The sequence below is a fragment of the Streptomyces sp. NPDC033216 genome, assembly GCF_055577115.1.
Map to the genome: position 1 here is coordinate 43,651 of NZ_JBVIQK010000001.1, position 19,001 is coordinate 62,651.

The 19,001-nt window shown below is 71.1% G+C and carries 16 protein-coding genes and 2 pseudogenes; 10 read left to right on the forward strand and 8 right to left on the reverse strand.

Features of this window, described 5'->3' with window-relative positions; all coding sequences use genetic code 11:
• Positions 1 to 41: 41 nt before the first annotated feature.
• Positions 42 to 467 carry a DUF6003 family protein gene (locus ACZ5Y0_RS00175; protein ID WP_469126379.1) on the reverse strand — a complete coding sequence of 142 codons (426 nt, stop codon included), beginning with the start codon at positions 465 to 467 and terminating at the stop codon, positions 42 to 44.
• Positions 468 to 1,506: 1,039 nt separating this feature from the next.
• Here ACZ5Y0_RS00175 and ACZ5Y0_RS00180 point away from each other — a divergent pair.
• Entirely contained in the window at positions 1,507 to 1,983 is a 477-nt protein-coding gene (locus ACZ5Y0_RS00180) for an ATP-binding protein (RefSeq protein WP_469126380.1), read from the forward strand.
• A gap of 353 nt (positions 1,984 to 2,336) precedes the next feature.
• Here ACZ5Y0_RS00180 and ACZ5Y0_RS00185 read toward each other — a convergent pair whose 3' ends face one another.
• Positions 2,337 to 2,756 carry an arsenate reductase ArsC gene (locus ACZ5Y0_RS00185; RefSeq protein WP_469126381.1) on the reverse strand — a complete coding sequence of 140 codons (420 nt, stop codon included), beginning with the start codon at positions 2,754 to 2,756 and terminating at the stop codon, positions 2,337 to 2,339.
• Between the two features lie 667 nt (positions 2,757 to 3,423).
• Complete coding sequence (locus ACZ5Y0_RS00190) at positions 3,424 to 5,121, reverse strand: SpoIIE family protein phosphatase (RefSeq protein WP_469126382.1); 1,698 nt, start codon at positions 5,119 to 5,121, stop codon at positions 3,424 to 3,426.
• Positions 5,122 to 6,029: 908 nt separating this feature from the next.
• On the opposite strand from ACZ5Y0_RS00190, the pseudogene ACZ5Y0_RS00195 reads away from it, so the two are divergent.
• Positions 6,030 to 6,308 (forward strand): annotated as a pseudogene (locus ACZ5Y0_RS00195) (aminoglycoside phosphotransferase); the annotation flags it as partial.
• A gap of 356 nt (positions 6,309 to 6,664) precedes the next feature.
• Here the strand turns inward: ACZ5Y0_RS00195 and ACZ5Y0_RS00200 are convergent.
• The 3 genes from ACZ5Y0_RS00200 to ACZ5Y0_RS00210 form a co-directional block, all read right to left on the reverse strand.
• A complete protein-coding gene (locus ACZ5Y0_RS00200; protein ID WP_469126943.1) occupies positions 6,665 to 6,964 on the reverse strand; it encodes a muconolactone Delta-isomerase family protein in 300 nt (99 codons plus the stop codon).
• 69 nt (positions 6,965 to 7,033) lie between these two features.
• Positions 7,034 to 7,405 carry a YybH family protein gene (locus ACZ5Y0_RS00205; RefSeq protein ID WP_469126383.1) on the reverse strand — a complete coding sequence of 124 codons (372 nt, stop codon included), beginning with the start codon at positions 7,403 to 7,405 and terminating at the stop codon, positions 7,034 to 7,036.
• Positions 7,406 to 7,921: 516 nt separating this feature from the next.
• Positions 7,922 to 8,635 (reverse strand): SDR family NAD(P)-dependent oxidoreductase, encoded by a 714-nt coding sequence (locus ACZ5Y0_RS00210; RefSeq protein WP_469126384.1) that lies wholly within the window; start codon positions 8,633 to 8,635, stop codon positions 7,922 to 7,924.
• A gap of 207 nt (positions 8,636 to 8,842) precedes the next feature.
• Between ACZ5Y0_RS00210 and ACZ5Y0_RS00215 the strand changes: the two are divergent.
• A pseudogene (locus tag ACZ5Y0_RS00215) lies at positions 8,843 to 9,465 on the forward strand (NAD(P)H-dependent oxidoreductase).
• A 307-nt stretch (positions 9,466 to 9,772) separates the two neighbouring features.
• Here the strand turns inward: ACZ5Y0_RS00215 and ACZ5Y0_RS00220 are convergent.
• A complete protein-coding gene (locus ACZ5Y0_RS00220) occupies positions 9,773 to 11,287 on the reverse strand; it encodes a regulator (protein WP_469126385.1) in 1,515 nt (504 codons plus the stop codon).
• Positions 11,288 to 11,623: 336 nt separating this feature from the next.
• On the opposite strand from ACZ5Y0_RS00220, the gene lipB reads away from it, so the two are divergent.
• From lipB to ACZ5Y0_RS00240, 4 genes are all read left to right on the forward strand, one after another.
• Positions 11,624 to 12,421, forward strand: coding sequence for a lipoyl(octanoyl) transferase LipB (gene lipB, locus ACZ5Y0_RS00225; RefSeq protein ID WP_469126386.1), 798 nt, complete (start codon positions 11,624 to 11,626; stop codon positions 12,419 to 12,421).
• A gap of 126 nt (positions 12,422 to 12,547) precedes the next feature.
• The gene (gene lipA, locus ACZ5Y0_RS00230) at positions 12,548 to 13,513 is read left to right on the forward strand and encodes a lipoyl synthase (protein ID WP_469126387.1); all 966 of its coding nucleotides are present in this window, start codon (positions 12,548 to 12,550) and stop codon (positions 13,511 to 13,513) included.
• 271 nt (positions 13,514 to 13,784) lie between these two features.
• Entirely contained in the window at positions 13,785 to 13,985 is a 201-nt protein-coding gene (locus ACZ5Y0_RS00235) for an SCO2195 family GlnR-regulated protein (RefSeq protein ID WP_469126388.1), read from the forward strand.
• A gap of 103 nt (positions 13,986 to 14,088) precedes the next feature.
• Positions 14,089 to 14,790, forward strand: a complete 702-nt coding sequence (locus tag ACZ5Y0_RS00240) for a DUF4191 domain-containing protein (RefSeq protein WP_469126389.1) — start codon at positions 14,089 to 14,091, stop codon at positions 14,788 to 14,790.
• A 202-nt stretch (positions 14,791 to 14,992) separates the two neighbouring features.
• Here the strand turns inward: ACZ5Y0_RS00240 and ACZ5Y0_RS00245 are convergent, their stop codons facing one another.
• Positions 14,993 to 15,460 carry an RDD family protein gene (locus tag ACZ5Y0_RS00245; RefSeq protein WP_469126390.1) on the reverse strand — a complete coding sequence of 156 codons (468 nt, stop codon included), beginning with the start codon at positions 15,458 to 15,460 and terminating at the stop codon, positions 14,993 to 14,995.
• A gap of 208 nt (positions 15,461 to 15,668) precedes the next feature.
• Here ACZ5Y0_RS00245 and glnA point away from each other — a divergent pair, with 208 nt between their 5' ends.
• The 3 genes from glnA to ACZ5Y0_RS00260 all read left to right on the forward strand — a co-directional run bounded on the left by glnA (position 15,669) and on the right by ACZ5Y0_RS00260 (position 18,797).
• Positions 15,669 to 17,078: a type I glutamate--ammonia ligase gene (gene glnA, locus ACZ5Y0_RS00250; protein WP_469126391.1), complete on the forward strand. Its 1,410-nt coding sequence runs from the start codon at positions 15,669 to 15,671 to the stop codon at positions 17,076 to 17,078.
• Positions 17,079 to 17,198: 120 nt separating this feature from the next.
• On the forward strand, positions 17,199 to 17,456 hold the full coding sequence (locus ACZ5Y0_RS00255; RefSeq protein WP_469126392.1) for an SCO2583/SCO2584 N-terminal domain-containing protein: 258 nt from the start codon (positions 17,199 to 17,201) through the stop codon (positions 17,454 to 17,456).
• Between the two features lie 36 nt (positions 17,457 to 17,492).
• The gene (locus ACZ5Y0_RS00260) at positions 17,493 to 18,797 is read left to right on the forward strand and encodes a hypothetical protein (protein WP_469126393.1); all 1,305 of its coding nucleotides are present in this window, start codon (positions 17,493 to 17,495) and stop codon (positions 18,795 to 18,797) included.
• Positions 18,798 to 19,001: the final 204 nt, after the last annotated feature.

Below are 19,001 nucleotides of genomic sequence, written 5' to 3' on the forward strand. Positions count from 1 at the left end.
GTGATCCCCACCGCCCCGAGTCCCCCGCTCCGGAGGGCACTTCAGCCGTCGACGGCCTGGAGGATGTCCTGCGGGTCCAGACCGGTGAGTTGCGCGATGCGCGGCGCGGGAATCCCGGAGGTGAGGGCCCGGTGGACCAGGGACTGCCAATCCTGGGTGGTGTCCCGAAAGCTGAGCAGCTCGGACTCGATGTCGGTCACGGACCGGGGCGCACACGCGTGCTCCACCCGCACCATCTCCTCCTCACTCAGGGGGACCGGTAGACGCTCCGCGTCCTGGGGGATGAGCACCTCGGACCCGGACGGGACGATTCTGACGCATTCGGACGAAGCGGGGACTCCGTGCGCGTGCAGCCAGCCCAGGACCGCGGGAGTCTCGGCGCACTCCAACTCGCCGACCGCGGCCAGGGCGGCGCCCAGACGCGGGCAGCGCTCGGGGAGGACGAACAGGAAGGCGTCGTCGGCCATGGTCAGGCACCACTCTCTCGGAAAACGTGAACGCGAACGTGATGCCCATACCCCCGGAGGGCACACCGACCCCACCGGAATCACCAACTCACCCGAGTGGACGGCCACCTCGACCGCTTGTACGCACGCCTCGCGGAAGAGCCCGGCTCAGGTGTTCGTCCCGCCTTCGGTGATCCCGGCGGTGCTTGCTGCGGTGCGGATGCCGCGGTGGTGCCGCTGGCTCCGGTGACCTTCGCCACCGCCACGCGCCCGGGGTACGGCGCAAGCCGCAGGTGCACGCGTAGGCGCACCTGTCGGTCACGGCCGACTGCTGGCGGTGTCCCCACCTGACCACCCTGTCGGCGTTCGCGGTCGGCGGGCTGTCGAAGGCACGTGGCCCGCCTGTGCGGACGCCGCGCCCATCCACGCGCCCGAAGGCGCGGAGATCGTCCTGCCGCTCGTCATCCCGACCGACACCCCCGGCGTCGCGCACGGCACGTTCGCCTGGCTGCCGACCGTGGCCGGCCGGAAGCGATTCCGCCACCCGCCTGGAACAGCTGGCTGTCACCTCCGCCGAACAGCCGCTGTCCGGCGCGGCCGGAGAACGGGACGCCCCCGTGCCCGACCGGAGGGCACCGGCCGCATCGACCCAGGGAGCCGCGTGACCCGGGAGCCGTGAAAACCACGAAGGCGCCGATCTGATCGTCCTGACCCGCGACGGCGACCGCAGCCACCTCGGACCCCGCGGTCGTGGCCCTCGCCGGCCGGTCCGTCGTTCGGCGCGAAGGCGGTGTCGAACTGCCGTCGGCCAGGCCCCCTTCCTGTCCTGCTCGTCCGGCCCGGGATCGCATCCAGCACAGCGACGATCCCGCCCGCGTCGCCCCGACCGCCGCATCACCCGTGGCGCGGCCGACAGGGAACCAGGTAAGTGGCCGTGCTCATCCCGACATAACATCGGACCAGTGGCGGTAACTGTTCGTTCCGCCGATCTGCGAGGCCTGTGGTGATGTTTCAGGGGAAGGTGGGCTGGGAAGCTGGCGCCGGCGATGAGGCGGACTGTATGAACCTGGTCGGGCAGGACGGGGGTCAGCAGCCGCTTGTGGCACATCCGATATCGGTTTCCGCGGCGTTCGAGGGCAGCGAGGAGATCGCCGCTGCCCGTGACATGGCCCGGGACTTCCTCACGTCGTTGCGGACTGGGCACGGTCTGCCCGTGTCGGTGGAGCTGACGGGCATGGTTCAGCTCGTGGTGAGCGAGCTGGTGACCAACGCCCGCAAGTACGCTCCGGGCCCGTGCCTGCTGACGCTGGAGGCCAGGGGGAGGGCCCTCGAGGTGACCGTGTGGGACAGCAACACGACACTGCCGGTGACACCGGCGCCGGATCCTGGACGGGTCGGTCAGCACGGTCTGGAGATTGTCATGGCGGTGTGCCACAGCTTCGAAGTCCACCGCGAACCGGTCGGCAAACGCATCAGCACGGCAATCCTTCTGGCCGACGAGACGGACGCCGATGCGGCCGTACCCCAGGGGATGTGATCAGGCGGCAGAGAGCCGTTCGGTCCGGTGGGGGAGGCCGCCGCGGGTCGCGTAGTGCCGCCGGGACCGGTTCAGGGTGCAAGCCGAAGATGTGACGCCGACCCAGGGCGATGGCGTCGGACTGCGCAGAGTTCCTCGTTGGACCGGCCTTGGAAGACGGCCGGGCCGTGTCCGTCGACCGCCGAACCCGTAGCGACCCGGCTCGACGGTCCGAGGGCCGCCGTGGCCCGAGGACCGCTGCGATACCGAGTTGCGGCTCGGACGCTACGCGCAGGTACTGGCCGACCTGGAAGCGGACGGTGCAGAGGGCGAAATGACGACGACGCGCACGGTGGCTCCGCCGGTCCCGCTGATCAGGTTTCCTGCGTGGCCTCGATCTCGGCGATCAGGGTCTGGATGCGGGTCTTGATCTCGTCGCGGATGGGGCGTACGGACTCGACGTCCTTGCCGGCCGGGTCCTCGAGGGCCCAGTCGAGGTATCTCTTGCCGGGGAAGACGGGGCAGGCGTCGCCGCAGCCCATGGTGATGACGTAGTCGGATGCCTGGACGGCCTCGATGGTGAGGCTCTTCGGCCTGGCGTCGGCGATGTCGATGCCGACTTCCTTCATGGCCGCGACGGCGGCCGGGTTGACCTGGTCGCCGGGGACGGATCCGGCGGAGCGGACCTCGACCCGGTCGCCCGCGAGGTGGTGGAGGAAGCCGGCGGCCATCTGCGAGCGGCCGGCGTTGTGGACGCAGACGAAGAGCACGGAGGCGAGCGGGGCGGTGGACATGGGTTCTTCCTTCAGGGGCATCGGGTGGTTCAGGTGGGCTTGGAGGACAGCGGCCCGGTGATGCGGGCGTTGATCGCGACGCGGATGCCGCGAACGGTGGCCGGCCGCGCCGTCGGCGCCGGGCCGGTCCAGGTGGCGGCGGCCGGGACGACCGGGCGCCGCGTCGCCGCAGCCCGTGGTGACGGAGGTGTCGGCGGCCCTGGGTGACCTGGTCGGTAGGGCCGTGGTGACAAGCGCCGGCGCGGAACCGCGTCGATCTGGGGCGACGAGCTGAGCGTACCCGGCTCGTGGTGGGCGGGAGCGGTGGACGACTCGCCAGTGGCAACCACTCTGCCCACGTCGTCACGGGCAGGCGGGTGGCCGCTCTTTCGAACCGACGTCAGACCTGGTCCAGGCCGGGACGAATGCGGTGCTCCGGCTTGTGAACCGGCCTTCGCATGCGTGCCGTTCCGGGAGAAGCCTCCTGCGGCGGTGTCGGCCGCCACGACTCGCGGTACGAAGACAGGCGGTCGCGGGTTCGGCGGGCGCCCCGCCACCAGGCGCGACGCGCGGAGCCGTCGCATGCCGCTCCCACGTCGAGCACGACCGGAACGTCCGGCGAGACCCGTCGCAGGTGACGGCGCTGCGCCGTGGCGGATCACGGCACCGCAGGAGGTGACCCGCGCCGTCACTCCGGTGTGGCAGGGGGCGTGCGTAGCGCGATCATGGCGACGTCATCGTCGTTGTCGCCGGGGCGGACCTGGTCCAGCAGAGAATCGCAGAAGGAGTCGACGGGGCGGTGGGCGAGCGAGGCCGCGTGTCGGCGTAGCCGGTCCAGCCCGTGGTCGATGGATCTGTGCGGGGATTCGACGAGTCCGTCGGTGTAGAGCAGGAGTGTGGCCTGCGGTGGCAGGACGCTGACGGCGTCGGGGCGAGGTCTGGTGACCCCCGTCCCGAGCAGTATGCCGTGTGCTTCGTCGAGGTAGCGGGCCCGACCGTCGTGGGTGACCAGGAGGGGCGGGGGGTGTCCGGCGTTCGTCCAGCGCAGGCGCCACAGTCCGTCGTCGCCGAGCGTGAGCCTGGCGAGGATCATGGTCGCCATGGGTACCTCGGCGATGTGCATCACGGCCTCGTCCAGCCGTGCGACGACGGCGCTGGGAGCGGCATCGGGTTGGGACCAGGCGAACGCACGCAGCATGTTGCGGAGCTGCGCCATGCCGGCGGCCGCGTCGAGATCGTGCCCGACGACATCACCGATGACCAGTGCGTGGGCCTGAGCGGCCAGAGCGAAGGCGTCATACCAGTCACCGCCCACGGACGAGGCGTCCGGAGCGGGCACGTACCGCGCGGTCATCTCCAGACCTGGCAGGGCGGGGAGCTGTGGCAACAGGTGGCGTTGCATGGTCTCGGCGACTTTGCGCTGGCGCTGGTACAGCCGCGCATTGTCCAGTGCCAGGCCTGCCCGGCGGGTGATGTCCTCCAGCAGCGGCAGGTCGGCGGGGGTAAAGGCGTCATGACGCTGTGCGCGGCCCAGGGTCAGGGCACCGAGTACGTCGCGCAGGCCTCTGATGGGCGCGATGACGGCGGAGTGCATGCCCGTCTCGGTGAACAAGCGCTGCTGCTCGACCGCGATGCCCGAATCGGGCAGACCCTGATAGGTGGCGGGGCCGGCAAGGGAGGAGGAGGCGCCACGCAGGGCCCGCGACAGGGGCATGGGGGACTCTTCCGGTACCGGGGGCATCGGGCCTTGCAGGTCTCCCCGCTCGACCAGAACGCCGTCCTTGTGCTCCATCACCAGCACACGTCGCACTTCGTCGCGCTCGGTGAGGAGGTCGAACACGGCCCAGTCCGCCAGCCGGGGCACGGTCAGGGCCGCCAGTCGGTGCAATGCCTCATCCACGTCGAGGGTGGACGTGAGCCGCGTGGTCGTCTCCGCCAGCAGGGCCAGGCGATCCAGTTCCGTCAGCGGCGCACAGTAGCCGTCATCACTTCGCTGCGACTCCTCCTGTCTCGACGTGTGCAGCAGTACCAGCGCTCCCGTCACTCCCGGCGCCACTGTGTAAGGCGTGACCAGCCAGGACAACTGGATGACGGCACCGTCCCCGCGAACGAACCACTCGGCGTCGCCATGCCTGGTGTCCCTGGTGAGGAGCGCCCTCCTCATCTGGCAACGGCTGCGGGGCATGAGATGCCCGTGGTTGTCCCGGTGCAACAGGTCATGAGAGTCCTGACCGATGAGTTCCGCGTCGTCTCTGCCCAGCAAGCTCCGGGCTGCGCCGTTGGCCGCGACGATCAGGCCATCGTCATCCACCACGAGGGCGGACTCCGCCATGTTCTCCAGAACTTCGGACAGCAGGTTTCCGGAGAGCGCCAACTGCCCAAGCATGGGTATGTCTCCTGCGCCGGGAGCGGCCACGCCGTCCATGTCCCTCCTCTATGTGGACGCGAATCCAGCCGGGTACCCCGGCACGACCACGGCAACCACCTGACCGTGGCCGCCACCGGCCGACATCGTCGACGACACCCGCGCCGACGTCGGCTCCGCCGTGACTGGTTACGCGCAGCTACGCCGTATGAGCCTGGCGCTACGGCCCCGACCGCCACCCGTCGCGACCGGAGGCCGCCCGCCTCGACGGCATGCTCCGGTTGCCGCGGACCGGCGCACGGGAGGGGCTGCCGGGCACAGCCGAGGCGGACGGCTCGTCGGAGCCGAGGTGGACGGCTCGTCGAAGGAGATCCCGTACGCATCAGCGTCGGGCAACTTACCCCGCCTCGCCTCCACGAAGGCGCCGGTTCGTGCGCCCCGACAGGGACCGCGGTCCGACCTTCCTGCTGGGTGGGGCGCCAACCGGTGTACGGAGGGTGAGTAGGGCTTCGGGTCTTCTCCGGATGGCGTGCGCGATGCCGCGTCGGCGCGGAGGACCCGGTCGCTCGGGCCATGTCGGCGATGACCCGGGCCCACTCGGGCCCACCCAGGCCCACCCGGGCCCACCCGGGTTCGTCCTGGCTGGTTCGCTGGAGGCGGAGGCGTTCGAGTGGAGGCTGAGCGCAGATGCTGACGTCGGCCGGGCAGCGGGACCCCGAGGGGTGGGCGAGGGCCGTCGCAGGCGGGGCGGGCCTCAGGCGGGGGCGGGCTTTCCTGGTCGGCCGCCTCGGGGTCGGCCGACGGCGATGATCGTCCGGTTCGTCCAGCCGGTTTGCCCCGTTTCGGCCGACCTCCGCGGCGCGCTGGCGGGCGCGGACGACCGCGCTGTGGATCTGTGTCACCCAAGGTGATCGGCGAGTTCGTCTCCTGGGGATCCGGCCTGCGACCTCGCCGCCGCTTGGACACTGCTGCCGGACGGCGCAGTCGACCGCTTCTCCAACGCCTGTCAGCCCGTCCCGGACCCGGTGACCCTTCGCCGCGCCCGCGGCTGGGCGGTGTGGAAGGCCCTCGCCTGTATCTTTATCGCAGACGCGGGCGTCCAGGGCCGTTCCGGTGGTAAGCGCACCTGGGGTCCACCCGCCCACGCCGCGCTGCGCCGCCTCACCGCGACCCATCACCGGCGCAGTTCTGCCGCGCCACAGAAATGATCTGAGTCATGCAGGCGTCGATCACACCGCTCGTCCTTCGCCGACCCCAGCACAGCCGCCTCGTGACACCGAGTTCGAGCGGCATGCGTGGTGGTGACCAGGAGCGGCGGCTTGGCACTGCCTGCTGTCGTCGGTCGGCGGCACCGCACGCGCCTTCCGCGAGCGGTTGTGGTCGCGGGCCCGGCCGCCTCGAGGCTGCCGGGCCGAGTGCTTCCGCTGCCACGGAAAGCGCCCGCGCTGCGGAGGCCGCCCGGGGCGGGCCGCAGGGAGCCCACCGGACGACCTCCGGAGCGCGGGCCTCCGCCTCACACCGGACGTGCTTCCGGAACGGCCGTCCAGGGGCGGCCGTAGAGGTGTCAGGCGGCTGTGCCGGTGCCGGGGTCATTGGGGTGGGATTGCAGCGGGGTGATGGCCGCGGTCATCCAGGGCCACAGCGGCAGGGTGCCGAGCACCTTCTCCCGTAGCTCGGCTTCGTCGTCGGCGCGCCACAGGCCGATGCTGCGGAGTTCGCCGACCGGGCGCCACAGGCGTACGAGGTGCCCGCCTGCCGCGAGTTCCCTGGCGCGTACGGATTCCGCGGCGCGGATCCGGTCGACCTCGGCCGGGTCGGTGCCTTCGGGGACGGTCGTAGTGAGCTCGACGAGATATTCACGCATGGTCATTCTCCGATTGAGCCAAGGCGGCATGGACGCCGACGATCGAGGGGAGTGCGGCCGGTGGGGGCGTCAGTCCTGGGTGCCGATCCGGGAGACGTGGTACTGGCGGATCTTCCACGCGTCGTCGGCGTGCGCGCGGTGCAGGACGAGGGACATGTGGACCTTGGCCTCCCAACCGTCGGCATCGCTGAAGGTGACGTCGGCGAAGCCGCCGGCGACATGGTCGCCGAGGGTGTAGGTGTGCAGGACCGTCACATCGGCCCGCCGACCGGCGTCGACTGCCTCGTAGTACGCGCGGACCGCGTCCCGGCCGGCCACGACCGTCGGTCCGAAGCCCTGGAAGAGCGCGTCCGTGGTGTACAACTCCGCGATCACGTCCGGCTGGTGGTTGTCGAAGGCCGACTTCCACCGGTCGAGCACGTCGTCCATCGGGTGACTCATGGTCCTGCTCCTCTTGCGTGTTCGGAACGGCTCTCGTTGTCCATGGTCTGCTGCCGGCTCGGGCCCGCATGGCCGGGCGCGCGCATCTGTCGGCGGCCTGCTGCGCGTCGGGCCGGTCGGGCGGTGCAGCGGGGAGCAGCCGAGAGGTGCCGAGGCGCGGTGGGTGTCGGTGACGAGGTTGCGCAGGGCCGGCCCCGCACCGGACGGCCCCTGAAGGCCTGGGTGACCACGGTGGCGCGGTCCGCCGCGTCGGCCCTGGCCGGAGGGGGAGCACGGCTTCGGCTCGTCCGCGTGTGGCGGGAACCGCGCCGCCACGGCGCTCGCGGCGCCGGCCTTCCGCCATCCGGGCGACCTGCGGGGCGTCGTCGGCCCGCTCGCGGCGATGACGGGCAGGGACACCGTCTGCCGCACTTCCCCGAGGCGTCGGGGAGGGCACCTCGGCCGGAGTCCGCCGCGGGTGAACGGAGCGGAATGGTCCCCGGCCGCCGAGGCCCGGACGGTCAGCACGTGGCGTGGTCAGTGCCCGGCGGTCTGGCCGCCGTCGACGGGCAGGATCACACCGGTGACGAAGGGGGCGTTCTCCAGGTAGACCACCGCGTCGGTGATGTCGCTGATCTCGCCCATGCGGCCCACGGGGTGCAGCTCGGCGAGCGCGGCGTGGTACTGCTCCGGGTGCATGGGGGTCTTGATCGTGCCCAGGGCGACCGCGTTCGAGCGGATTCCACGGGAGGCGTACTCGATGGCCAGGGCCTTGGTGGCGGCCTGGAGCCCGCCCTTGGACAGGGAGGCGAGCACGGAGGGCACGCCGGAGTTGGGGTGCTCGACGAGGCTCGTCGTGATCTGCACGATGTGTCCGCCGCCCTGCTTGAGCATCTGCTCGATCGCGAGCTGGCTGATGCGGAAGAAGCCGTTGACATTCACTCCCATCACCGCGGCGTAGTCGTCCTCGGTGAACTCGGTGAACGGCTTGGAGATGAAGATCCCGGCGTTGTTGACGAGCGTGTCGATGCGGCCGAACCGCTCCAGGCCCGCCGCGATGACGCGCTCGGCGGTTGCGCGATCGCCGATGTCCCCCTGGACGGTGACGACATCGGCGTCCCTCGACCCCTCGATGCCGCGCGAGGTGGCGACGACGGCGTAGCCCAGCTTGCGGTAAGCGGCGACGAGCCCGGCGCCGATGCCCTGCGACGCGCCGGTGATGACGGCGACCTTCTGGTCCTGAGTGTTCATGACGACCTCTCGTGGATGACTGAAGCGGTACTAGCCGACCGGTCACCTAAAAGTAGAGGACCGGTCGGCGACCGTCAACGGTGCGCGGTTGTCAATTGGTGTGTCGTGAGGGATGCGTGGGACGCTCCTGCTGTTTATGGACCGGTCGTCTACCTTAGGGCGCTAGACCGGTCGGCTACCTTCCGGCCACTTCCGCTCACCTCTAGAATGGAGACCGCGACCGTGACCACTCCCGTGAACGTCGCCATCGTCTACTACTCCTCCACCGGAACCATCACCGAGATCGCCAAGGAACTGCGCGATGCCGCGGTGAAGGCCGGCGCCGAAGTCCGCCTGGTCAGGCAGCGGAACTCGCTCCCTGGGAGGCCATCCAGTCGAACCCGGCGTGGGCCGCCAACCACGCCGCCACGGCCGACATCCCCGAGGCGTCCGCGGAGGACATCGAGTGGGCCGACGCGGTTCTGTTCGGTACCGCGACGCGTTTCGGTCACCCCTCCGCCCAGCTCAAGCAGTTCATGGACACGCTCGGAGGTCTCTGGGCGCAGGGCAAGCTGGCTGACAAGGTCTACAGCGGCTTCACGTCGTCCGCCACCGCCCACGCGGGGCAGGAGACGACGCTCCAGGCGCTGTACACCTCGGACCACTTCGGCGGCATCGTCGTCGCTCCCGGCTTCACCGACCCGCTCAAGTTCGCGGACGGCAACCCTTACGGCACCTCGCACGTGGACGGACAGGGCACCCTGCCCGTCGACGACACCACGCGCGCTGCCGCACGTCACCAGGCGGAGCGGGTCGTGAAGATCACCGCGAAGCTGAAGGCCGCCGCGTAGCGGGAAGAGTTCTCCGGACAAGCAGGTCGGGGGGGGGGGGGGGGGGGGGGGGGGAGGGGGGGGGGTGGTGTGGGGGGGGGGGGGGGGGGGGGGGGGGGGGGGGGGGGGGGGGGGGGGGGGGGGGTTGGTTTTCGTCGGGTTCTGCTATTTTTTTTTCCTTCCTTCTCCCCTCCCCCCCCCCCCCCCCCCCCCCCCCCCCCCCACGTCCGCCCGCCCGCATGCCCACCCGCCCCGCGCTCGGCCGCGCTCGCGCCGAGGCACCCCGCTCCCGACTCGGCGGGCCGAGAAGGCCGACCGCGCGCCCGCCCTACCCCAGCGCCGCCACGCGGTCCCGGTACACCCTGGCCGGGGCCGCGTCGCGGTACGGCTCCAGGCGGCGTTCGAAGTCGCGGACGTACTCCACCGCCCGCACCGACCGCATCTCCGCCGCCTGCCCCGCTGCCTCCGCGGCGATCTGGCAGGCCTGGTCGAGTTCGCCGAGGCCGAGGCGGGCGGTGGCGAGGACGATCCGGCAGAACAGGCGGCTGCGCGCATACGCGGCGGACCGCAGTTGCAGGGAGCGTTCGGCGTGCTGCGCGGCGGCGCGGAACTGCTGGAGATCGCGATGGCAGTGCCCGAACTCGTCGGCCAGCTGCGCCTCGTCGAAGAACCGCGCCCAGAACGGCACCTCGTCCCCCGGTTTGGCCGCCTCCAGCGCCCGTTCGGCCCGGACGAGGGACGCGGTGCAGGCCCGTACCTCCCCGAGCACCCCGTGCCCGCGCGCCTCGGCCGCGTGCAGCAGCGCCTGCACGACGGGCGGCGAGCCGGTGCCGACGCCCTGCTGTGCCACCCGCGCGAGCTGCACGGCCTCCCGTCCGTGCCCGAGGTACACGGCCTGGCGGCTCATGGTGACCAGGACGTAGGAGCCGTACGCCCGGTCCGCGGCCGCCTGGGAGAGGCGCAGGGCCTGGACGAAGTACCGCTGGGCGAGGCCGTGCGCGGCGATGTCGAAGGAGGTCCAGCCCGCGAGGTGGGTGAGGTCGGCGGCGGCGCCGAACAGCCGGCGGCCGGTCTGCTCGCCGTAGGTGCCGCGCAGCATGGGCTCGCACTCGTGCTCCAGGTAGCGCACGAGGGCCTGACGGGCGTGGCCGCCGCCGTACATGTTGTCCAGGGTCCGGAAGAGTTCGCCGACCGAGCGGAGCGCGGAGATGTCCCCGCCGGTGACCCGCTGGCCGGGGCCGCGCTCGGCCGTGCCGCGCTGCCGGGGCACCACGGGCGGGCCTCCGGGCGGACCCGCCGCGGGTCCGGTCCTGGGCAGGGCGGGCCTCGGCTGGACCGGCCGGGTGGACTGCGGCCTGCCCTGAACCGGTACGCGGGCGGGCGGATCACCGTGGCTCACCTTCTCGTCGGCCCGGCCGATCAGCCAGTCCCGGCTGGGCACGACCAGCCCGGCGGCGGTGAAGGCGATCTTGCGCAGTTCGGCGTGGCTGCCCGAGTCCTTGCGCCAGAGCCCACTGACGATCTCGACCGCCTCCTCGGGTGTGCCGGCGAACTCCAGGCCGGCGTACACGGGGGCGCAGGCGTCCAGGCCGAGGTCCTGGGCGGTCAGTCTGCGGCCGAGGCGGCGGGTGAAGACCTCGGCGATGAGGGCGGGGGTGGTGCCGCGGGGCTGCTGGCCGCGCAGCCATCGGGTGACGGACGTCTTGTCGTATCTGAGGTCCAGGCCGTGCTCGAGGCCGAGCTGATCGACGCGTCGGGCCAGACCCGCGTTGGAGAAGCCCGCTTCTGCGATGAGCGCGGCGAGCTGACGGTTGGGAGTGCGCTGCGCGGGTCGTTCCGTCATCGGCGGTGCGGTCTCCTGCCTTCCGGGCCTGTGACGTGCCCGGACCAAGTGCCCTGATGGCTGTGAGCAGGCCTGATGGCCTCGTGAACGGCGCGAATGTAGCGGAGCGTGAGCAAGCCATCGCACAGCTCGAGGTTCATTCATCCGATCGTGTGAGGATTGTCCGCGGGGCTGACGCGCGACGGGCGGACGTACAGTGGCGTGGGGCGCGGTAGGGCCTGACAGGCAGGCCCGGATGGCCGACGTCGCGCCGGCGACCGCCGGAGCAGCGTCGGCGCGACCGGCGCCGCGACGCTGTAGCGCTTTATCGCCGTATCGCCTAGGGAGGCGCTTGCCGTGAGTGAGTTGCGGTTCGTTCGCATGGGCTTCGGAGCGGACGCCGTGGAGTACCAGGAGGCGTGGGACGAGCAGCGCCGGGTGCACGCGGCGCGGTTCGCGGACGAGGTTCCCGACACCGTGCTGCTGCTGGAACACCCGCCGGTGTACACGGCGGGCCGGCGCACGGTCGACAGCGAGCGCCCCCTGGACGGCACCCCGGTGGTGGACGTGGACCGGGGCGGCAAGATCACCTGGCACGGCCCCGGCCAGTTGGTGGGCTACCCCATCCAGAAGCTCCCGCGCCCGGTGGACGTGGTGGCGCACGTGCGGCGACTGGAGGAGGCCCTGATCCGCGTGTGCACGGAGTTCGGCGTAGAGACCTCGCGGGTCGAGGGCCGCAGCGGGGTGTGGGTGCTGGGCGACCCGGTCGAGCAGCGCCCCACGCTCGGCGGTCTCTCCCTGGACTTCGACCCCCGGCTGCACGACGAGGAGTTCGACCCGCGGCTGAACGGCCCGGAGTACGCGCCCTCCAACGCCGGCCAGCGCCGTGAGGACCGCAAGATCGCGGCGATCGGCATCCGGGTCGCCAAGGGCGTCACGATGCACGGCTTCGCGCTGAACGTGAACCCGGACAACGCCTGGTTCGACCGCATCATCCCGTGCGGGATCCGCGACGCGGGCGTCACGTCCCTGGCCAACGAGCTGGGCCGGGACGTCACGATCGACGAGGTGCTGCCGGTCGTCGAACGGCACCTGCGGGACGTACTGGAGAACGCGGAGCTGAGGCCGCGGGAGATCGAGAAGGCGACCGCCTAGTCAGGCGGTTTCCGGCCACGGCGGGAATGGTCCCCCCGGTCTCCGGGTTGGCCTCACCGGTAGGGCTCAACAAACACGGGCGTACCCTGGTGTACGCCGAAGAATCGAAGCTACAGGGAGCCGGTCGTGTCCGCAGTCGCACCCGACGGACGCAAGATGCTGCGCCTGGAGGTCCGCAACAGCCAGACCCCCATCGAGCGCAAGCCCGAGTGGATCAAGACCCGGGCGAAAATGGGTCCCGAGTACACGAAGATGCAGAACCTCGTCAAGAGCGAGGGCCTGCACACGGTCTGCCAGGAAGCCGGTTGTCCGAACATCTACGAGTGCTGGGAGGACCGCGAGGCGACCTTCCTCATCGGCGGTGACCAGTGCACGCGGCGTTGTGACTTCTGCCAGATCGACACCGGCAAGCCCGAGGCGCTGGACCGCGACGAGCCCCGCCGGGTGGGCGAGTCCGTGGTCACCATGGACCTGAACTACGCCACCATCACCGGCGTCGCCCGCGACGACCTGGAGGACGGCGGCGCCTGGCTGTACGCCGAGACGGTCCGCCAGATCCACGCCCAGACCGCGAACCGAGAGGCCGGCCGCACCAAGGTCGAACTCCTCGCCCCCGACTTCAACGCCGAGCCGGACCAGCTGGCCGAGGTCTTCTCCTCGCGTCCCGAGGTCTTCGCGCACAACGTCGAGACGGTTCCGCGGATCTTCAAGCGCATTCGTCCTGGCTTCCGTTACGAGCGCTCACTGAAGGTCATCACCGAGGCCCGCGACTTCGGCCTGGTCACCAAGTCCAACCTGATCCTCGGCATGGGCGAGACGCGCGAGGAGGTCAGCGAGGCGCTCCAGCAGCTGCACGAGGCGGGCTGCGAGCTGGTCACCATCACGCAGTACCTGCGCCCGTCGGTGCGCCACCACCCGGTGGAGCGCTGGGTGAAGCCGCACGAGTTCGTGGAGCTGAAGGAGGAGGCCGAGCAGATCGGCTTCTCGGGCGTGATGTCCGGTCCGCTGGTACGGTCCTCCTACCGCGCCGGCCGCCTGTACCAGATGGCCGTCGAGAAGCGCGGCTCCTTCGTGGCCGTCCAGGCCGTCTGACACTCCGTCAAGCATCCCTGGCCCCCTGCGGCAGCGCTGCGTGTGAATTCGCGCACAAGGGATTACCTGCCAGTAACGGCCGATACGACGCGGTCCTGGCCGTCCTCGCAGATGAGGACGTACGCCAGGGCCGCGTCAGCCTTTCGGCCCCCCGCATCAAGGTTTCATCGGTGTTTGACCGGCCGGTCACGCCCTGGTAACACCAATCAGTGACGCTGGTGTCACACCATGTAGATCCCTGCCGAGCCGCTCCCTGAGGGGGACCCCCGTCATGCAGGCCGCGCCCGTTCGCGCCACCGCGATCCCGTCCTTCACCCATGCCCTGCGCGCCGTCGAGTCCCTGCTCATGAGCAGTGGCCAGCGCACCGCCCGGCGCAACGCCTGGACCTCCGTCCTGGAGGACCGCCGTCGTGCCAAGGACCGGTTCGAGGCGCAGCGCGTCCTCGAAGAGGTCACCTCCGCCCGTCTCTGACCGCCGCCCCGACCTTCTCTCGGGGCATGTCCGGGCCGTCCCCCGGGCCGCTTCCAGGACACTGCCGTCGTCGTCGCTCCCCGGGCCACGTAGACTGCGTGGCATGGCGAGGAAGGACACGGCGGCGGACGCCGCTAACACCGGGCGACTGAAGCAGATCGCCCTGACCTACAAGATGACCCGCAAGGCCGACAAGAAGATCGGTCTTGTACTCGCGGCTGTCGGAATCGTCACCTTCGGTGTCTTCCTCGCGATCGGTTTCCTGATCGGTCACCCCATCTATCTCGGCATCCTGGGCTTCCTGCTCGCCTTCCTCGCGACGGCGATCGTGTTCGGGCGCCGGGCCGAGCGGGCGGCCTTCGGGCAGATGGAGGGCCAGCCGGGCGCTGCCGCGGCCGTGCTCGACAACATCGGCCGAGGCTGGACGACGACCCCCGCGGTGGCGATGAACCGCAGCCAGGACGTGGTGCACCGCGCGGTCGGCAAGGCCGGCATCGTGCTGGTGGCCGAGGGGAACCCGAACCGGGTCAAGGGCCTCCTGGCCGCGGAGAAGAAGAAGATGAACCGCATCGTCGCCGACGTCCCGGTGCACGACCTGCTCGTCGGCACGGGCGAGGGCCAGGTCCAGCTGAAGAAGCTGCGGACCACCATGCTGAAGCTGCCGCGGGTGCTGACCGGCCCCCAGGTGACCACCACCAACGACCGGCTGCGCGCCATGGGCGACCTGATGAGCAACATGCCGCTGCCGAAGGGGCCGATGCCCAAGGGCATGCGCGTGCCGAAGGGCGGACAGCGGCCCCGCTGATCCCTGTCACACGACGAAGGGGGCGCCCGGATCATCCGGGCGCCCCCTTCGTCGTGTCGTCACACGCTTCGTGATGCCGTCACGCGTTCGTCGCGTCGCACGGCCCGCCGGGTCGTCACGCGTTCGTCGCGCCACATGCGCCGGTCGGCGCCCCGCGCCTCGTCGTAGCCTCTCTCGCGCTCGCCGTGCCGTCCGGCGTGCCTCAGATCCGGACCTCGACCGTGCGGGCCACCCGGTCGTGGAGGCCGCGGCCGTCGCGGTCCCAGACCAGGGCGGGGACCGCGAGGCAGAGCAGCACCGTGCGGACGGCCGAGCGCAGGGGGTCGACCGTGCCGGTGCCGAGAGCCACCACACGCAGACGGAAGAGGCGCTTACCGGGGGTGAAGCCCAGCGTGCCGACCGTGAGGAGGCTCATCACGAGGAAGATCAGCAGGGCCCAGTTGCCGGTAGCCGGGCCGTAGCCGCGCGTGATCAGGCTGTATGCGATCAGGACACACAGTCCCCAGTCCACGGCCAGCGCTCCCAGCCGGCGACCCGGTCGGGCGATCGAGCCCGGCCCCTCCTCCGGCAGGCCCAGCTGCTCGCCCCGGTACCCGAAGTCGGCACCGGCGTCCTCCATGGCCGCGCGGGGCCCGGACAGCCACGATCCGATTGCTTGCCTGTTGTCCACCCGTCCACGGTACTGCGCACCCTTTTGCCCGAGGGACGGTGGGGTACGTCAGAGTTACGGTGGAACCGGGCTGGTTAACTTCTGCGAAACAAACGAGTCACGCCCGAGAAACCACCCGTCCCTAGGGTCGACGACAGCGTGTGCCACCGCACTGGCCGCACGAACGAACTACCACCCCGGCTCGACGGTCGGGAGCAGGAGGAGCTGGATGTTCCAGAACGCCGACGAGGCCAAGAAGTTCATCGCGGACAAGGACGTCAAGTTCGTCGACGTCCGCTTCTGCGACCTGCCGGGCGTCATGCAGCACTTCACGCTGCCCGTCGAGGCGTTCGACCCGGACGAGGAGCTGGCGTTCGACGGTTCGTCGATCCGCGGCTTCCAGGCCATCCACGAGTCCGACATGGCGCTGCGCGCAGACCTGTCGACGGCGCGCGTGGACCCGTTCCGCCGCGACAAGACGCTGAACATCAACTTCTTCATCCACGACCCGATCACGGGCGAGCAGTACTCCCGTGACCCGCGGAACGTCGCGAAGAAGGCCGAGGCGTACCTGGCGTCGACCGGTATCGCCGACACCGCCTACTTCGGCCCCGAGGCCGAGTTCTACGTCTTCGACTCCGTGCGCTTCAAGACGTCGGAGAACGAGTCCTTCTACCACATCGACTCCGAGGCAGGCGCCTGGAACACCGGTGCGGTGGAGGACAACCGCGGTTACAAGGTCCGTTACAAGGGCGGCTACTTCCCGACCCCGCCGGTCGACCACTTCGCCGACCTGCGTGCGGAGATCTCCCTGGAGCTGGCCGCGTCCGGCCTCCAGGTCGAACGCCAGCACCACGAGGTGGGCACCGCCGGCCAGGCCGAGATCAACTACAAGTTCAACACGCTGCTCGCCGCGGCCGACGACCTTCAGCTGTTCAAGTACATCGTGAAGAACGTCGCCTGGCGCAACGGCAAGACCGCGACCTTCATGCCGAAGCCGATCTTCGGTGACAACGGCTCCGGCATGCACGTCCACCAGTCGCTGTGGAGCGGCGGCTCCCCGCTGTTCTACGACGAGGCCGGCTACGCGGGTCTGTCGGACATGGCCCGCTACTACATCGGCGGCATCCTCAAGCACGCCCCGTCGCTGCTGGCCTTCACCAACCCGACGGTGAACTCGTACCACCGTCTGGTCCCCGGCTTCGAGGCCCCGGTCAACCTGGTCTACTCGCAGCGCAACCGCTCCGCCGCGATGCGTATCCCGATCACGGGTTCCAACCCGAAGGCCAAGCGCGTCGAGTTCCGCGCGCCCGACTCCTCCGGCAACCCGTACCTGGCCTTCTCCGCCCTCCTCATGGCCGGCCTGGACGGCATCAAGAACAAGATCGAGCCGGCCGAGCCGATCGACAAGGACCTCTACGAACTGGCTCCCGAGGAGCACGCGGGTGTCGCGCAGGTCCCGACCTCGCTGCCGGCCGTCCTGGACCGTCTCGAGTCCGACCACGAGTTCCTGCTCGCCGGCGACGTCTTCACGTCCGACCTGATCGAGACGTGGATCGACTACAAGCGCACGAACGAGATCGCGCCGCTCCAGCTGCGTCCGCACCCGCACGAGTTCGAGCTGTACTTCGACGTGTGATCGACCCGCACAGGCCGTCGGCCTGTCGGACTTCGCCCCCGTCCTGGTTTCTCAGGGCGGGGGCGCCGTCGTATGGTTTCCGGCACTGCTGTTCGACAAGGGTGACGGGGAGAGACGGAGATGTCCCAACAGGACGATGCCGAGTGGGAGTTCGACATCAAGTGGGCTGACAGCGCGGAGCACAAGGAGCCCTCGGCTCGGGCCCGCATGCTGGCCGCCCGCTGGAAGGAGAACCCGCCCGAGCCACAGCCCTTCCGTGCCGACCCCGGCCCGCGAACCCCCCGCCGGTCGTCCTGGACGTCGACGGCGATCGTCCTGGGCTGCGTGGCCGCGGTGATCCTGCTGCTGGGGTACACGCGGTTCCAGGCGCCGTACTAGGGGAGCGCGCGTGCACGTGGACCACGGCCGGGGGCCATGACGGCCCGCCGGCTGGCGGAGGGCGCGGCGCTGTGGGAGGTCGTCGACGCCGACGACGCGGATGCCTGGATCGAGCTGGACGCCGGAGTGCGGTGGGACCAGTGGTTCGACCCGTCCTACGGCTGGGCCGCCTGGGAAGAGGGCGACGGCGGGCGGGCGTTGTCCGCGGCCGTGCGGTCCGGCGACCTGCTCACCGAGGCGCAGCTCGCCCTCGCCCTGTGCCACCGGGACGGCCGGATCCGCGAGGCCGTGCTGGCGCGGGTCGCGGACCACCCCGCGCTGCTGCCGCTCCTGGTCCTGCGGTGTGCCGACTGGGCGGAGCCGGTACGAGTGACGGCGCGCCGCCGGCTGGCCGATTCGCTCGACGCCGGACGGGCCGTGAAACTGCTTCCGCTGATCCTGCGTGTCGATCGCCGGCGGCACGGGGGCTTCGCGGTCGAGCTGGCCGACGGGCTGCTGCGCGGGGCCCCTGGTGAGCTGCTCGACCCGCTGTACACCACCGCCGACCGTCTCACCCGCCGGTACGCGTACCGGCGGGCCGCCGAAGGAGGGCTCCTCTCCCCCGCGGAGCTGGCGCGCGTCGCCGCCCGGGACGCCGACGCGGTCGTGCAGAGCCTGTGCGCCGACGCCGCCCTGGCCGCCGTACGGGAGAGCGGCGCCTACGCCGACGTGCTCGGGCCCCTGCTCGCGGCGCGCGGTCCGCGAGTCCGCTCCACCGGGGTCACGGCGCTGCGGCCGGCCGGGCGGCCGGGGCAGGCCATGGAATTCCTGGCCGACCGGTCGGGGCTGGTGCGGGCCTGTGCACGGTACGTGGTGCGGCAGGGCGGTATCGATCCGCTGGCCTGGTACCGGGACCGGTGTGCGGATCCGGGCCACCCCGCGCTGCGGCCGGGCGCCGCGGTCGGGCTGGCGGAGTGCGGGGAGCGGGTGGACGCCGCACTGTTGTGGCCGTTGCTGGGGCATCCCCTCGCGGCGGTCCGGGCGCAGGCGGTGGCCGGGTTGCGGGTGCTGGACGCGGCCGACGTACGGCGGTTGTGGCCGATGCTGGACGATCCGGCGGCGTGCGTGGTGCGTGAGGTGACCCTCGCGGTGCTGCCGTCGGCGGGGCTGCTGCCCGAGGAGTGGCTGGTGGAGCGGCTCGGCACCGGACGGCGGGCGCATGTGCGGCGGGCCGCGTTCCGGCTGGCGCTGGAGCGCGGCGGTGACGTACGGCGGCGCGCGCTGGTCGCGGTGCGGGACGACGCGGACCAGCGGCTGAGGGAGCGGGCGGCGCGGCTCGCCGCCCCGTCGGTCCCGCGCTGACGGGGCTGCCGGCGCTCCCGCGGGCCACCGGTGTCTTCTCCCCCGACGGGACTTCCGCTCCTGGCCACCGATCCGCGCAGGCGGTGAAGCGCTGGCGAGGGTCAACGGTTTCGGCCCGCAGTCGCTGTGCTCGCTCGCGGGGTTCGAGGACGGGGGCGGGCGCGGCCGGCGCCGGTGTATCCGGACAAGCGGGTTCCTTCCACG

What these genes read in the sequence shown, in the direction of transcription:
- ACZ5Y0_RS00235 (WP_469126388.1), top strand. Translation starts at nt 13,785, where the DNA reads ATGCAGGCCGCGCCCGTTCGCGCCACCGCGATCCCGTCCTTCACCCAT.
- ACZ5Y0_RS00190 (WP_469126382.1), bottom strand. Translation starts at nt 5,121, where the DNA reads ATGCTTGGGCAGTTGGCGCTCTCCGGAAACCTGCTGTCCGAAGTTCTG.
- ACZ5Y0_RS00185 (WP_469126381.1), bottom strand. Translation starts at nt 2,756, where the DNA reads ATGTCCACCGCCCCGCTCGCCTCCGTGCTCTTCGTCTGCGTCCACAAC.
- ACZ5Y0_RS00175 (WP_469126379.1), bottom strand. Translation starts at nt 467, where the DNA reads ATGGCCGACGACGCCTTCCTGTTCGTCCTCCCCGAGCGCTGCCCGCGT.
- ACZ5Y0_RS00260 (WP_469126393.1), top strand. Translation starts at nt 17,493, where the DNA reads ATGACGGCCCGCCGGCTGGCGGAGGGCGCGGCGCTGTGGGAGGTCGTC.
- ACZ5Y0_RS00200 (WP_469126943.1), bottom strand. Translation starts at nt 6,964, where the DNA reads ATGCGTGAATATCTCGTCGAGCTCACTACGACCGTCCCCGAAGGCACC.
- ACZ5Y0_RS00240 (WP_469126389.1), top strand. Translation starts at nt 14,089, where the DNA reads ATGGCGAGGAAGGACACGGCGGCGGACGCCGCTAACACCGGGCGACTG.
- glnA (WP_469126391.1), top strand. Translation starts at nt 15,669, where the DNA reads ATGTTCCAGAACGCCGACGAGGCCAAGAAGTTCATCGCGGACAAGGAC.
- ACZ5Y0_RS00180 (WP_469126380.1), top strand. Translation starts at nt 1,507, where the DNA reads ATGAACCTGGTCGGGCAGGACGGGGGTCAGCAGCCGCTTGTGGCACAT.
- ACZ5Y0_RS00220 (WP_469126385.1), bottom strand. Translation starts at nt 11,287, where the DNA reads ATGACGGAACGACCCGCGCAGCGCACTCCCAACCGTCAGCTCGCCGCG.
- ACZ5Y0_RS00205 (WP_469126383.1), bottom strand. Translation starts at nt 7,405, where the DNA reads ATGAGTCACCCGATGGACGACGTGCTCGACCGGTGGAAGTCGGCCTTC.
- ACZ5Y0_RS00255 (WP_469126392.1), top strand. Translation starts at nt 17,199, where the DNA reads ATGTCCCAACAGGACGATGCCGAGTGGGAGTTCGACATCAAGTGGGCT.
- ACZ5Y0_RS00210 (WP_469126384.1), bottom strand. Translation starts at nt 8,635, where the DNA reads ATGAACACTCAGGACCAGAAGGTCGCCGTCATCACCGGCGCGTCGCAG.